13 protein-coding genes and 2 pseudogenes are annotated in these 14,109 nt (G+C 67.8%); 2 read left to right on the top strand and 13 right to left on the bottom strand.

Translation table 11 applies throughout. The features are described from left to right. Positions 1-441: 441 nt before the first annotated feature. Positions 442-1,569 (top strand): virginiamycin B lyase, encoded by a 1,128-nt coding sequence (locus P3T39_RS07755; protein ID WP_280696601.1) that lies wholly within the window; start codon positions 442-444, stop codon positions 1,567-1,569. Positions 1,570-1,973: 404 nt separating this feature from the next. Here the strand turns inward: P3T39_RS07755 and P3T39_RS07760 are convergent, their stop codons facing one another. The 4 genes and pseudogenes from P3T39_RS07760 to P3T39_RS07775 all read right to left on the bottom strand — a co-directional run bounded on the left by P3T39_RS07760 (position 1,974) and on the right by P3T39_RS07775 (position 4,076). Next, the gene (locus P3T39_RS07760) at positions 1,974-2,141 is read right to left on the bottom strand and encodes a hypothetical protein (RefSeq protein ID WP_348534315.1); all 168 of its coding nucleotides are present in this window, start codon (positions 2,139-2,141) and stop codon (positions 1,974-1,976) included. A gap of 152 nt (positions 2,142-2,293) precedes the next feature. Further along, the gene (locus P3T39_RS07765; protein WP_280696602.1) at positions 2,294-2,866 is read right to left on the bottom strand and encodes a hypothetical protein; all 573 of its coding nucleotides are present in this window, start codon (positions 2,864-2,866) and stop codon (positions 2,294-2,296) included. Between the two features lie 451 nt (positions 2,867-3,317). Next, a pseudogene (locus tag P3T39_RS07770) lies at positions 3,318-3,422 on the bottom strand (N-acetyltransferase); the annotation flags it as partial. 69 nt (positions 3,423-3,491) lie between these two features. After that, positions 3,492-4,076 carry a helix-turn-helix transcriptional regulator gene (locus tag P3T39_RS07775; RefSeq protein ID WP_280696603.1) on the bottom strand — a complete coding sequence of 195 codons (585 nt, stop codon included), beginning with the start codon at positions 4,074-4,076 and terminating at the stop codon, positions 3,492-3,494. 78 nt (positions 4,077-4,154) lie between these two features. Between P3T39_RS07775 and P3T39_RS07780 the strand changes: the two genes are divergently transcribed. Further along, a complete protein-coding gene (locus tag P3T39_RS07780) occupies positions 4,155-5,069 on the top strand; it encodes a methyltransferase (protein WP_280696604.1) in 915 nt (304 codons plus the stop codon). A gap of 5 nt (positions 5,070-5,074) precedes the next feature. Here the strand turns inward: P3T39_RS07780 and P3T39_RS07785 are convergent, their stop codons facing one another. From P3T39_RS07785 to P3T39_RS07825, 9 genes and pseudogenes are all read right to left on the bottom strand, one after another. Beyond that, on the bottom strand, positions 5,075-5,395 hold the full coding sequence (locus tag P3T39_RS07785; protein ID WP_280696605.1) for a hypothetical protein: 321 nt from the start codon (positions 5,393-5,395) through the stop codon (positions 5,075-5,077). A gap of 47 nt (positions 5,396-5,442) precedes the next feature. Further along, positions 5,443-6,342, bottom strand: coding sequence for an EamA family transporter (locus tag P3T39_RS07790; RefSeq protein WP_280696606.1), 900 nt, complete (start codon positions 6,340-6,342; stop codon positions 5,443-5,445). Between the two features lie 214 nt (positions 6,343-6,556). After that, positions 6,557-7,087, bottom strand: a complete 531-nt coding sequence (locus P3T39_RS07795; protein ID WP_280696607.1) for a flavin reductase family protein — start codon at positions 7,085-7,087, stop codon at positions 6,557-6,559. 20 nt (positions 7,088-7,107) lie between these two features. Beyond that, positions 7,108-8,343 carry an MFS transporter gene (locus tag P3T39_RS07800; RefSeq protein ID WP_280696608.1) on the bottom strand — a complete coding sequence of 412 codons (1,236 nt, stop codon included), beginning with the start codon at positions 8,341-8,343 and terminating at the stop codon, positions 7,108-7,110. Continuing rightward, positions 8,340-9,443, bottom strand: a complete 1,104-nt coding sequence (locus tag P3T39_RS07805; RefSeq protein ID WP_280696609.1) for an LLM class flavin-dependent oxidoreductase — start codon at positions 9,441-9,443, stop codon at positions 8,340-8,342. The genes P3T39_RS07800 and P3T39_RS07805 overlap by 4 nt, the downstream gene beginning before the upstream one ends. Before the next feature lie 184 nt (positions 9,444-9,627). Next, complete coding sequence (locus P3T39_RS07810) at positions 9,628-10,887, bottom strand: ATP-grasp domain-containing protein (RefSeq protein WP_280696610.1); 1,260 nt, start codon at positions 10,885-10,887, stop codon at positions 9,628-9,630. 50 nt (positions 10,888-10,937) lie between these two features. Beyond that, the gene (locus tag P3T39_RS07815; RefSeq protein ID WP_280696611.1) at positions 10,938-12,239 is read right to left on the bottom strand and encodes a biotin carboxylase; all 1,302 of its coding nucleotides are present in this window, start codon (positions 12,237-12,239) and stop codon (positions 10,938-10,940) included. A gap of 278 nt (positions 12,240-12,517) precedes the next feature. Then, positions 12,518-13,819 (bottom strand): ATP-grasp domain-containing protein, encoded by a 1,302-nt coding sequence (locus P3T39_RS07820; RefSeq protein WP_280696612.1) that lies wholly within the window; start codon positions 13,817-13,819, stop codon positions 12,518-12,520. Positions 13,820-13,884: 65 nt separating this feature from the next. Beyond that, positions 13,885-14,109 (bottom strand): annotated as a pseudogene (locus P3T39_RS07825) (hypothetical protein); the annotation flags it as partial.

Below are 14,109 nucleotides of genomic sequence, written 5' to 3' on the forward strand. Positions count from 1 at the left end.
GCGCCCATGCCTGCGATACGACAAGGGATCCTGGCCCCGACACTCCAGCAGGTCCCGACCGCAAGAAGGGTGCACGGAAATGTGCACTGCCGACCTTCTCGTCCATCTTGACGTGATTGACCACTGACGGATTGAAGGGTGATGCCCTCTCATGTCGAACGTACCGCCTCCAGGCGAAGAGATTTGCGAATAGATTGACATCTACACGCACACCCGGATCCCCGAAAGTTCGAGTCTGAGATTTTCCTTCCACTCGCAGTTTTTGACGCCACCTCAGAGGGGATTGTGCGCATACAGTGTGACGGTGAAAGATATCTCGCCCTGAGTCGGCCGTGTCGCGGTATGGGCGGCTGCGCTGCCGTCCCCTCGCCGGTTAAGCGCAACGGTCGCGCGAGTGCTGCCACTACTCTGCCCCGTCCGTCTTCCTCGGAAAGGTGTCTCATGTTCCACCGTCTTGGCCGCCTCAGGCGGCTTTCGCGCTGGCTCGCCGTCCTGGCTTTGACGGCCACGGTCAGCGCGCCTGGTACCGCCGCCTTCGGCGACGCCTCGGATCACCCCGGATCCATGCGCTCGCAGGCGAAGACCTGTCTCCAGCACCAGGGCCCGCAGCAGCTCGCGAGCTGCCTCCGGCACCACTCCCACCAGGAAACAACCCCCCGACCGGGCGCGTTGAAGCCCCGCCTGACCTCGACCATCAGCGAATTGGACACACCCACTGCCTTCTCGGGCCCCTGGGGCATCACCGCCGGGCCGGACGGCGCCCTGTGGTTCACCGAGAACTCCGCGGACGCGGTGGGGCGCGTCACCACGGCGGGCGCGTTCACCGAGTACTCGCTGCCCAATACGGGCTCGGGGCTGGCGGAGATCACCGCCGGGCCGGACGGCGCCCTGTGGTTCACCGAGACAACCGGCAACAACATCGGCCGGATCACCACCAGTGGTTCGATCACCGAGTACGCGCTCCCGACCTCCGAGGCGTACCCGTTCGGCATCACCGCCGGGCCGGACGGCGCCCTGTGGTTCACCGAAGCGAACGGCAACAACATCGGCCGGATCACCACCAGCGGTTCGATCACCGAGTACGCGCTCCCGACCTCGGGCGCGTACCCGCTGAGCATCACCGCCGGGCCGGACGGCGCCCTCTGGTTCACCGAATTGCTCTCCGGCAGCATCGGGCAGATCACCACCAGCGGTTCGATCACGGAAACCGCGGTTCCCACGGTCGGCACGCTGCCCCTCGGCATCACCGCAGGACCGGACGGCGCCCTGTGGTTCACGGACGCCGCCGCAGGGCAGATCGGTCAGGTCACCACGGCGGGTGTGTTCACCGCGTACGCGCTCCCGGGCAGCTTCCCGTTCCCGTGGGGCATCACCGCAGGACCGGACGGCGCCCTGTGGTTCACCGAGGAGTACGGCAACAACATCGGCCGGATCACCACGTCAGGGACGATCTCCGAGGTGCCGATCCCGACCACCTTCGTGAACCCGCTCGAGATCGCCACCGGGTCCGACGGCAATCTCTGGTTCACCGAGAACGTCGTGAGCCGGATCGGTACGGTGACCCCCTGACCGGCCGATCCCCGCGATGCCAGCACAGGTTCCGCGCCTTCGCGGTCAATCCTGGCTGATCAGATCCTCGGCATCCCGCACAGCCGCTCCAGTACGGGCGGTCGTGACGTGCCGATCCGCCACGCACAGAGGCCGGACGTACAGCAGCAAAGTACAGCGACCGGGCCGCCCAGCAGTGGCCATCAGCACGCTTGGCACCGCCTCTGAGCTGCGCAGATAACCTGAGTGACCGCCCTGCCCGTGATTCGGGGCGAAGAGGCCGTGAGTTCAAATCCCGCCACCCCGACCCAGTAACACCCGCTCAGGGCCGGTGTCCCGCAAGGGACACCGGCCCTGACTGGCTTTCAGGGGGGCCTCCGGAGAAATCCTGGAGAAGATCGCGGAATCCTTCTCCGGAGCGCTCCCTACTGGCTCCCCTTCAGCAGAGCGTCGAGGACGGCCACGGGCGAGCCGGTGGCCATCCGCCGGCGCGCTTCGAGCGCGTCCTCCCAGATCGCGGTGAGGCCCTCGACCAGTTCCTCGCGTATCTCCGTAGTGACGTGCGAGTAGCGGGCCTGGACCGACCCGTCCATGTGGCCCATCCGGCGTCCCGCCCGTCTTCTCCTTCCGCGCCGCCCCTTTTTTGCCGGACCTTCTCGCCGCGGCCCCGCGTACATCCACGAAGCCGGGAGCGTCGGCCCGATTCCGGCGGGCCGGGATCTTTCCTGTGCTCCGGGCGGCGCTGTCACCACTCGTCGTAGTCGCCGATCACCCGGAAGCTGCCCACGACGCCTTCGTCACCGAACACGCCCCCGTGGACGGTACGGGTCACAACGCCATTGGTTTCGCCGTGGGGACTCACGGTGGCTACTGGAGCGCCGTTGTCACAGTTGAAGCCGCGGAAGACCTCGACAGTCTTCCGGCTGTCATTGAAAACACTGAAGCTACTGGCGCCCAGTCCGCTGGCCGCAGTGATGCAGCCCTCAGTGGAGGCGGAGTACGTACGTTCGTTGAAGTAGATCCTTCCCTCTTCCTTGTGGCCGTAGCCGCGTCCGCCGCCCTCGCGGTCGCGACCCTCGTCCTTCTCTCCGCTTGCGCGTCCGCCGCCCTTGCGGTCGCGGCCCTCGTCCTTCTCTCCGCTTGCGCTGCCGCCGCCCGAGGTAGCCGCAGCAGGGGTGGCTGGCTGGACAGACCGGGCCGCCCACTGGACAGACGGGGACGCCGGGGCGGATCCGGCGTCCGAGGCATAGGTGATACCGGTGGCTACAAGGACCGTCGCGCTTCCGGCAGCGGCCACAGCTAATGTACGCGTGCGCATTTCACTTCTCCCTGTCACACGGACGTCGGCCGGGCGACCGACCTGCGACGAACGTAACGACAGCCCCTATAGCTGTCATTTCGGACGTATCCAAGGTGTGACACCAGGAGTCCAGCCAGGTGGAAATGCAGCACGCATCGCATACCGATGAAACATCTGCACCTCGCAACAACGGGTCGGAACTCCTCCCGCCGACCGGCGGCGTGGGACTGGTGAAACTCGCCGGGCTCGCCACCCCGGTCTGCACACCCCTGACCCCCTACCGGTGCGGCCGTCATCAGCGACCGCGGCCGCGTATATCGGAGGGATCCGGTAGGGCCTCTGACGTTGTGTGCAGCAGAAAAAGTGCGGCAGCCGCACCGAACCGCTGCGACCACCGGCAACGGCCGGGGCGGATCGCTGACGGGCTGCTGGCCGGTCCGTGGTCTGCTCCCCGGCGTGGCGGAGTGGTTCAGGACACAGCGGGGCTGCGGTGTTCCAGGGGGAGCACGTCGCGCCACATGCCGTGGTGCTTGCCGATGCGTTCGCGGGTGCCGATGACGCGGAAGTCGGCCCGGTCTGTGCCGGGAGAGGCATGTGGGGTCGGAGACGTGCTGGTCGTTGCGTCCGCCGAGGTGTCGTGCCGTCATGCGGGGGGCTTGGCGCGGACGTGCATGCGCTCTCCCTGTCTCCCGAAGAGACTGAGGATCTCGACGGGACGCCCGTCCGCGCTGCTGAACCAGTGGGGCAGCCGGGTGTCGAACTCGGCGGCCTCGCCGGGGCCGAGGACCAGATCGTGCTCGGCGAGGACGAGCCGCAGCCGGCCGTCCAGCACGTACAGCCACTCGTAGCCCTCGTGCGTACGGAGATCCGGCTCGGCACCCCGATCCGTGATGATCATCTTGTATGCCTGGAGGGGGCCCGGGCTCCGGGTCAGGGGGACGAACGTACCGCCGCTCGGCATGGCGCGGGGTTTCAGCCGTACTCGGGGATCCCCCACTTCGGGGGCGCCGACCAGGTCGTCCAGGGGCACGCGGTACGCGCCGGCGAGGGGCAGCAGCAGTTCCAGGCTCGGGCGGCGCTGTCCGGACTCCAGCCGGGAAAGGGTGCTCTTGGAGATGCCGGTCGCCTCGGAGAGCGCGGCCAGGGTGAGGCCGCGCTTGGCGCGCAGCCGTCTGAGCCGGGGGGCGACCTCGTCGAGGACCGCTTGGTAGGTCGGTGGTTCGTCCATGCGGGCATTCCATCCCGCTGTCCCGGAATTGGCAACAGAAGTTGCCGCTGCCGCTCCGGCGGGTGCACGCTCCCCGGCATGAGCCCACACACCGATTCCGGACACGGACACCACCACACCGACATCGACTGGGAGGTCATGGCCACCCACCTGGAGCGCAACGGCGAACTGCAACTCCCGCTCCTGCGCCGGACGGCGGCCCACCTGCGGGAGCTGCTCGCCCCTACGACGGAGGTCCGGCGCATTCTCGACATCGGCAGCGGGCCGGGCGTGATGACCTGTGTGTTCGCCGAGGCCTTCGCGGACGCCGAGGCGGTCGCCGTGGACGGCGCGCCCGGGCTGCTGGGCCGCGCCCTGGCTCGCGCCGACCGGCTCGGCCTCGGCGGCAGGGTGGCCGTCCGGCACGCGGAGCTGCCCGAGGGCCTGGACGGCGGTGACGAGCACGGTGGAGGCGGCCCCGGCACGGCGGATCTGGTCTGGAGCAGCAAGGCCGTGCACCACCTCGGCGATCAGCAGGGCGCGCTGGACGCGCTCGCCGGTGTGCTGAGGCCCGGCGGGCTGCTCGCCGTGGCGGAGGGCGGCCTGCCGATGCGCTTCCTCCCGCGCGACATCGGCATCGGCAGGCCGGGCCTCCAGGCCCGGCTCGACGCCGCCCAGGAGCACTGGTTCGAGATCATGCGAGCCGAGCTGCCCGGCAGCACCGCCGTGGTCGAGGACTGGCCCGCGATGCTCAGCCGCGCCGGACTCACCTCCGTCGGCAGCTTCACGCTCCTCCTCGACCTGCCGGCGCCTCTGGGCGAGACGGCCCGCGCCTTCCTGCACGCCCATCTGACCCGGCTGAGGGAGGCGATGAGCGAGTCCCTGGACGCGGCGGACCGCAAGACACTCGACGTGCTGCTCGATCTCGGAGCACCGGAGGGCATCCTGCGGCGGCCCGACGCCTTCCTCCTCTCCGCCACCACGGTCTTCACGGGCATGCGCCCGGCTCGGTGACCGTGTCAGACAGCGCCGACAATGGAGCTCAGCCGGACCCCTACGGAACAGGGCACCGGCGAGGCCTCCGGCGTCGACGCGGCGGGATCCTGGGCACGGGCCAGCAGCGTCTCGCCCAGCTGCCGGGCGTGCTCCCCGGTGAGGATGAACTCGACCCGGTCGGATATCTCGGCACTCCTTCCGTATTCGCTGATCAGGATATGGAAGGAGACGTTCCCCTCGGCGTCGAGAGATGTCGTCATCATCCCGTCGACGACCCCGGGGATCATCGCTGGTACCGATTCGCCGCTGCGGAAGTGTCCCGCCCGCGTGTGGATATTCGTCATCATCCGGCTCCTCTCGCGAATATGTGGACGACGGGCGCGCTGGAATACTAGGTGGTCTGCTGGCGGCGTACAGCCAGCGCCCCTGCTATGCGCTTTCCGTACAGACTGACGACCAGGCCGACCACGATCAGCGCCAGCGAGAGGAGCTTGAGCCCGGAAATCTTCTCGTTGAACATCAGCATCGACCCGATGATCCCGAAGATGGGCACCAGCAGCGAGATCGGGGCGACGGTCGACACCGGGTACTCCTTGAGCAGCCAGTTCCAGATCCAGTAGCCGAAGACCGTGTTCGGGTACGCCTGGAAGAGAATCGAGAGGATCGCGGCGAGATCGAGCTGGTGCGGCAGGTTGACGTAGCCCGCCGATCCGTTGATCACGTAGTCCAGCGCGAAGAGCGGGATCGGCGAGAAGATGCTCGACCACACCAGGAAGGCCAGCACCTCCTTGGGGCCGGCCTTCTTGATGATGATGTTGGCCACGCTCCACGCGACCGCACCGCACAGCACCAGGGCGACCCCGGCGGCCGTCACGGTGCCATCGGTGATGAAGGTGACGCACACGAGGCCGAGCAGGGCTGCCGCGAGACCGATGTACTGGTAGCGCGACAGCGATTCACGGAACACGAAGGAGCCGAGAAGAATGGTGAGGAACGCGCTGAACTGAAGTACCAGCGAGGAGATTCCGGAGGAAAGCCCGGCCTTGATGCCGAGGTTCACGACCCCCCAGAGGCCGACCCCGAAGACCAGACCGTAGCCGGCGAGGTAGCGCCATTGAACATTCGGCTTCTTGATGAAGAAGATCGCGGGCAAGGCACAGAGCGAGAAGCGGATGCCCGCCAGAATGAAAGGATCGACCGTCTTCAGGCCGATTTTGATCACCGAAAAATTGAAGCCCCATATCGCGGTGATCAGAACGGCGAGCAAAATGTGTCGTGTTTTCATCGACATCCGGCACTCCTGCGGATCGTATCGGTCGTTCGGCCCGCCGAGCCGGCCCTCGCCAAGGCGGCGCTGTCACCCGGGGCAGACGGGCTGATGGGTTTGCTGTCGCAGGTCGAGGGAGGAACCCTGCGATGGTTCCGGACGGAATCGGGGAGCAAGGCAGAATCCGGGAACGAGGTGGTGCCGCCTTCCCTCCTGGCGGCACACCCGTCCCCGGTGGTCAGTGGACGTCTGCGGCGACCACCGGCTCCGCGGAACAGAACTCCCGCTGGTACCAGAGCAGCGGCTTCGTCGGACCATCGGTGAGCAGCCCGCTCAGTTCGCCGATCAGCAGCTGGTGGTCCCCCACCGGGATCCGGTCCACGGTGGTGCACCGGAACACCGCGTTGGCGCCGATGAGGTACGGCAGGCAGGAGTCGGGCCAGGTGCCGAAGTCGTGTCCGGCGAACCGGTCCACGCCACGGCTGGCGAAGGCGCTTGCGACATCACGGTGTTGCTCGCCGAGCACATTGATCACGAACTCGGACGACTCGGTGATCGCCTCCCGGCAGCTGGAGTTGTTCGACAGACCTACGAGGACCAGTGGCGGGTCGAGTGACACCGAGGTCACCGAGCTGGCGGTGAACCCCCAACGGCGCCCGGTGGCATCGCGGGTGGTGACGATCGTCAGCGGAGCCGCGAGGAGCGACATGGCCTCGCGGAAGCAGTCGCTGTCCAGCGGCGGTGGCGTGGTCCGGGTGAGTCCCCCCATGGAATTACCTCTCTCGTTCCTCATACGTCGGCCATGACAGGAACACTCTCGCGTGCGGCGAGCGTCCTGCGGAAGCTGCGAATCGTCAACGGCAAGACCACTGCGCCGAATATGCCGAGCAGCACCGCCAGGACGGTGACGAGTCGCTGAGGGGCGGCGGCACCGACGCCGGCGACGAGCAGGCCGCCGATGGGGTAGGACACCACGCCCAGCAGGAAGAACGGGCCCATCACCTTGCCCAGGTGCTCCCGCGGAATCACCTTCACCCGTTGCGTACGGTTGAAAATGTTGAAGTACGCGACCCCTACCAGTGCCACCACGTACGCCGGGGCGTAGACCATGAACGACGGGGCGAGGCCGAGCAGCAGCAGCGAGCCGCTCAGGAGAACGAAGCCGACCGTCCCGAGCAGCCGTACGTCGAACTTCTTGAGCAGCAACGGGGTCAGCAGCAGATTGACCAGACCCGTGATGCCGACGCACATGGTGAGCAGTGCGAACGACGACTCCGGGGCCTTGAACACACCTGTGACAACCGCGGCGTTCGCGCTCAGGGCCGTCGCGAAGGCCAGGTTGATGGCGAAGTTGAGGGAGGCCAGCAGGATGACCGGCTTGTTCCCGGTCAGGAGTGACCAGCCGAGCCTGAGTTCCGCCAGGTTCGCCCGGACACTCGTCACGGCCGGCGCCGCCTTCTTGCGCGGCAGGATCCACCAGCTCGCCCCGGCGAGCGCGAACATCGTCGCGGCCAGTCCGAGCAGCCAGACCTTCGCCAGCACGAGCACGGCGACCATCGCGAGGCCGGGGCCGAGCGCCATTGCCAGCAGTTCCATGTTCTGGACCAGTGCCTGCGTCTTCGGCAGGTCCGTGCCCGTGGCCATCTGCGGGACCATCTTCTCGGTGGACATGCGCACCAGCGCCATCAGCGCCGCGAGCACGGCTCCGTTGGTCATGAGGGCCCCGGTGGACCAGGACGGCGTGGTGAGGCAGATCAGGGCGACACAGCCGAGGATGGCGGCTCGCGCACCGTTGGCGCGCAGGAACAGGCGGCGTCCGCCGTCCCGGTCGGCCATGAGCCCGGCGAAGGGGTAGGCCAGCATGGCCGGAAGCCACTCCAGGGCGAAGGCGAGGCCGAGGGTCGACACCTTCCGGGTTTCCTGAAAGAGAATCAGCGGAACGGCGAACAGCACCAGTTGCTCCGCCATCAGGCCGATCAGCACACCCGAGGCGAAGAGGGGGCGGCGGAGGCGTTCTGCGTTCATCGGTGTGCCTCGACCGATCCGCTCAGCTCCAGCTCGGACGAGGGCCGGCCGCCCCGCTCGAGTTCGCGCACCAGGGGCAGCACGCGGGTGAAGAAGTGCCTCATCTCGTCCCGGGCCGGCCAGCCCGAGAAGATGAACTCGCCCACACCGGCCGCCTTGTACTCCATCAGGTAGGCGGCGACCTCCTGGTAGCTGCCGACCAGGCACAGGGCGGGACCGCCTCGGTAGGCGACGGCTCCGGACCAGAGCACCGGCGACATCCAGCCGTGGCCGGCCTCCTCGGCCAGACGGAGGGAGTTCTTCACCGCCTGCGAGTCGGCGGCCGCGACGAACTTGCCGACGAACGCCTTGTGCTCCTCGTCGGCACCGCTCATCACCTGCTCCAGATCGGCCAGTGCCTCCTCGCGGGTCTCCCTGGCCAGGACCTGCATCCGCAGGCCCACCCGGCATCCCCGGGCCACGATGGGCGCCGCCGCCTTGGCGATCTCCTCGGGGGTGTCCCCGTAGCGGAACCAGCAGTCGCCGTACTTGACGGCGGTCTCCTGGGCGACGCCCGATGCACCGCTGATGTAGATCTCCGGTCGGCCGCCGCCCTTGAAGCCCAGGCCGAGCTGGGCGTCCTGCAGGCGGTAGTGCTCGCCGCTGTAGGTCAGGGGGGTCTCACCGTTCCAGAAGCGGTGCAGGATCTCCAGGAACTCGTTGGAGCGGGCGTAGCGGGCGTCGTGGGGAAGGAAATCGCCGTAGTACGCCTGCTCGGCCGGCGAGATTCCGGCGACGATGTTCAGGGAGATCCGCCCGTCGGACATCCATGACACCGTGTTCACCAGCTGCGTGAACAGGGTGGGGGACAGCAGGCCGGGACGGTACGCCAGGATGAACTTGACCCGCTTGGTCTCGCGTACGAGCGCCCCGACGATCGGCAGCGGATCGGGCAGGCTGTAGCTCTGCGCCATCAGGAGGGACTCGACCCCGAGCGCGTCGGCGTCCTGGGCGAACTCGATCGCACCGTCGATGTCGAGCAGCTCGGCCTGGTACTTCTGGGCCGACTTCTTCTGCCCGCTGTCCAGCGCAGAGCCCCAGTGGAATCTCAGTTCGGTCATTCCTGTTTCTGCTTCCCGGTAGTAACTGTTCATGGAATCGACCGCTGGGACACGAGCGATCGCGCGTCCGTCGCCTCCGGACGACGGGTGAGGGCCTCGGCTGTGTCCTGACAGCTGTCGGTGCGACGGCCCGGTGTCCGCCGGAGGCGGACGGACACCGCCGGCGGACGGATGCCCTAAACGCCTACCTCGCCGCCATGTCGGGAACGGCCGGCACCGAGGTGCGGATGCGCAACGACTCGAACAGGCGGACCATCCAGCTCCGCGTCTCCTGGGGGCTGTCCGTCACGGCGATGCCTGCCAGCGCGGTCTCGCCGGCTCCGTAGGTGATGTGGTCGGGCAGCGGCTTGCCGAGCGGCAGTTCGTGCCAGGTGACCGTCTCCGGGCTGGTACGGAACGCGTCGGCGCCGTCGAAGCCCTCGAACGTGCGGCCGCTGAGGTGGTGCCCCGGATAGACGAACCAGCCGTACCAGGAACGGTCCTCGGGGGCGGCGGACAGGCTGTCGGTGACCGGCTCGCCCAGCAGGATCCGCAGCTCGCAGGAGGGCAGGTGCACCCCGGTCGCCAGTTCGAAGGTCGCCGCGACATCGGCTCCGCCGACCCGGTTGCCGACCTCCAGGAAGACCAGTTCGCCGCGGTGGACGATCGCCTCCAGGTGGAAGCTGCCGTTGCGGATCTGCACGGCGTCCAGGGCGCGTCCCACCCAGGCCCGCGTCTCGTCGGAGCATTCGATCTGGAACGATCCCATCGGAGTGCCCTGCGCGTACTCCAGGCAGGTGCCCACGTACTCGCTCGCGCCCAGCACGAGGACCTTGCCCTGTTCGATCAGGCCGTCGAAGTGCCGGATCCTGCCGTCGACGAATTCCTCGACCTGGTAGTCGGACAGCGCGGCCTCGGCCCCGTCCAGTTCGGCGACGCCGGACCGCTTGCCGGCGACGGCCTCGTACGCCTGCGTCTGGTCGTCGAACACGACGACGTCGACGCTGGACGCACCGCGGTGCGGCTTCAGGACGGTCGCCCCGGACCAGGGCGTCGTGCCACCGGCGTCGATGAAGGCGGTCAGCGGCATGAAGCGGGGGACCCGCACGCCGGCCTGCTCGACCGCGCTCTTCATGAGCACCTTGTCGCGCGAGAGCATGACCTGGTCCACCGGTGCGCCGTCGACACCGAGCCGCTCGCGCAGCTGTGCGGCGTCGAGCAGTTCGTACTCCGACATGGAGATCACGCGGTCGAAGTCCTGGGGCGCGCCGTCCAGCCAGGTGCAGGCCTCCTCGAAGGTGGAGCGCTCTCCCGGCCGTTCGACCTGGGTGCACCGGAGACCGGGCGGCAGGGTCGCGAGCGCGTCGCGAGTCCCGAAGTAGGTGACGTCGTGCAGCACGTGGTCGATACCGCGGTGGTATTCGATCTTGAAATACGGCACGCGGTGAAGGATGAGAATTTTCATCGGCGAACTCCCCTTGCGGTCGTCAGGTGATGGATTGGTCCTCGCACCGCTCACCGCACCGCGTGCTCAAGGCTGAGGCAGCTCTGGTCCAGCGCGTCCAGCCACAGCTCCCGCAGGGTGTGCACGACGTCGCGGATGTCGGCCCGCTTGGTGCTCAGGACGATGCAGCCCTGCGCCGAGAAGTCGGCGTTGTCCCGCGGCGTGCCGTGCAGTTCGCGGCGCTGCGGCGAGATCCAGGCGAACTCCTTGACGGACAGTTCGTCCGCCCTCAGGCCGTGGTGGTCGGCGGTCGCCGCCACGGCGTCCTCGAAGGGAGTGGCGCGGGGGTCGAGGTCCTCGGGGGCGAAGAGCCGGTCGCTCTTCACCCCGAGCATCACCGTGGCCGCCGAGCAGGTCGGTTCGGGCAGCATCAGAGGGGCTGCGTTCTGGAAGGCCGAGTCGACCCAGCGGTGGTAGAAGTCGATTCCGTAGACCCAGTGGGCCAGCGACCAGATCTTCATACCGGCCGGCCGCCGGTTGGGTTCGACGACCGCGGCGTGGGTGCCGTTGTCGCTCAGCTTGATCTCGTTGTGGAACGGGCCGTCGCACTGACCGACGAGCCAGTTGACCTGCCGGCCCGCCCGCTCCAGGGTGCTGCGCTCGACCTCGTCCAGACGGGCGGGCAGGACCTGTGCGACCTCGACGGGGTAGCGGCCGCTGGCGCTGACCTTCTCGGTGACGAAGGAGAGATGGCCCAGTCCGTCGAACGAGTACTCCCTGCGGTACGGGATGATCTGCTCGCAGATGACGCCGCCTTCGAGGTACGGCAGGACCTCGGCGAACGCGGCGCGTATGTCGTCGCCGGGGCGGACCACGACGACGCCGCGGTTGTTGCCCTCCTTGGTCGGCTTCACGACGAAGCCTTCCGGGTGCCTGCTCGCGAAGGCGTGCAGGCCGTCGAGCGAACCGACCTCGGTGAAGTCGGGGACCATCATCCGCTGGGCGGCGAGCAGGTCGGCATGGCGGGCCTCGCCGAGCCGGTACTCGTGCTTGCAGAAGGCACCGAGGGCGAGCTCGGGCGAGTCCACCGCCAGGCCCAGGCGTTGCAGAAGGGCGGCGCCGCTCTGGACCGCGTTGTCCGAGAAGACGATGCCCGCCTTGATCCGGCCGCGGTGTCCGGAGAGCAGCTTCTCCCCCACCTCTTCGAAGTCGTTCCGCAGCGGGTCGAGATCAATCACCTCGTCGCAGATCTCGGCGTCCGCCTCGGTGGGATTCGCGCGGATCAGGGTGACTTCGGCCCCGTAGCGATCACGTGCGTAATTGCGCAGGTGGCGGACGTCGTCGATGCGACTCAGGTTGTAGTCGATAATCAAGAAAATAGGCTTGGCTGCCGACATTGAAAGTCTCCTACCACTTGCGGAATGTGCCGCGATAGCGTTCCGGTTCGGGAGTCGGTGCGGGTGCCTTCCCGCTTTCGCTTACAGGTGCACGCCACCGGCGCCGGGGCTCCGGTGGACCGGGTGTGCGGGTGGATCGGCGAGGAGCGGACGTGCCGGCGGGCACGGTGGCGCCTCCGGTGCGGCTTCGGTCTTCCCGTGGACAGAAGTCCCGCGCCGGAGGCTCCAATTGGCACGCCGCTCGTCACAGTGGTTCAGCCGCGACTCTGGGCTTCGGCCTCGTAGTGGATCTCGATGGCATCCTCGGAGGTGCGCATCAGCTCGGGAAGCTGCTGGTCCCGCTCATCGAGTCGCAGCTGCCAGAGCAGCTGCCCGAGAAAGACCTCCCGCGAGGTGGACTCCACCGTGTCCCCCGCCTTGAGCAGAATCTGCGAGACGACCGGCTTGAGGGGCAGTTCGCTGTTCAGCCCGACCTTCTTGATCACGCCCTTCTCGGCGAAGAAGACACGGAAGAAGGTGGCGTTCTCCACGGGTGACGTGCCGTCCGCCGCGAACGAGATCTCCCTCAGCCTGGCGCGGAAGGACTTCGCCTCGTCCGTCTCCTCGTCGGCCCCGGACAGGAGCAGGTCGAGCCAGAGGTCGAGCAGGTCCCACTCGCCGTTGAGCGCTTTCACGCTGTGGGAGATCAGGCTGCCGCCGACCCTCGGGTTGACCTCGATGAGGTCCCAGCGCGACTGGTGGTGGCGGGCCTCGATGTGGAAGCAGCCCCACCGCAGGCCCAGGTGCGACAGCAGGCTGACGACCCATTCGATACCGGCGGCGCAGTCCTCGCGGGAGATGCTCCAGGGCGGACTGGTGCAGCAGTTCTCCAGGACGGTGCCTTCGGCCTCCGTCACCTCGCACTTCTCGTGGATCCCGACAATGCTGGCTTCGCCGTCGACGACGATGACCTCGAAGCTGAACTCACGGCCCGGCAGGTAGTCCTCGATGAGGAAGGACAGCCCGTCGCCGAAAGCCGAGGCGTAGACGGTGTCGGCCTGGGCGTCGGTCGTGATCTGCTCGATGTCGGCCCAGGTGGTGTCCGGGGAGAGCGGGAACGCCCCGTAGGAGGCGATACCGCTCACCGGCTTGACGAAGTAGCGCCGCGTGCTTGCCTGGTGCGCCCGGAGCGACCCGGCGGTGAGCTCCGTCGCCCGCACCCGGGTCAGCCCCGCGTCGGCCAGCCGGTTGCGCAGCGCGAGCTTGTCCCGCAGGCCGAGGATCTGCTTCTCGTCCAGGTCGGGAACACCGAGCTGTGCATTGGCCAGGGCCATCAGGTGCCGGTAGCCCTCCCAGACCGTGATGCAGCCGAGAACCCGTTCGCCGCTCCGCTGGAGCTCGGCGATGTGGGCCTCGACGTCCTCGCGGGTCAGCACATGCGACCCGGTCACCTGTACGCGGTCGGCCTTGTCCTGGAGGTCGCGTGCGCGCTGCGGCTGGTGCTCCGGCAGCGGCAGCGAGCTCAGGACGAAGCTCTTGAGGTGCCTCGCGCCGAGGGCTTCGACGAGGTCCTCCATGAAGGAGAACCCGACATGACTGAGAAGGAGGACACCCCCTCGCGTGTCCCTTGCCGCGTCGTGGTTCAACTGGCGATCTTCTCGGTGTTGAGGTCGGCGCCCAGGATCGTGTCCTTGTAGAGCTCCTCGAAGTACATGGCCAGGATCGACTGGTGCTCCTGGAGGTACTTCTTGAACGCGGCGATGTCCTGCTCACTGCGGATCAGGAACCGGACCGCCGCCCAGACCTCGCCCGGGTGGTCGTCGTTGATGTCCGTGTGCGAGTGGCTGATCTGACCGCCGATGTTGCC

Origin of the sequence: Kitasatospora sp. GP82 (assembly GCF_029892105.1) — a bacterium.
Lineage (GTDB): Bacteria > Actinomycetota > Actinomycetes > Streptomycetales > Streptomycetaceae > Kitasatospora.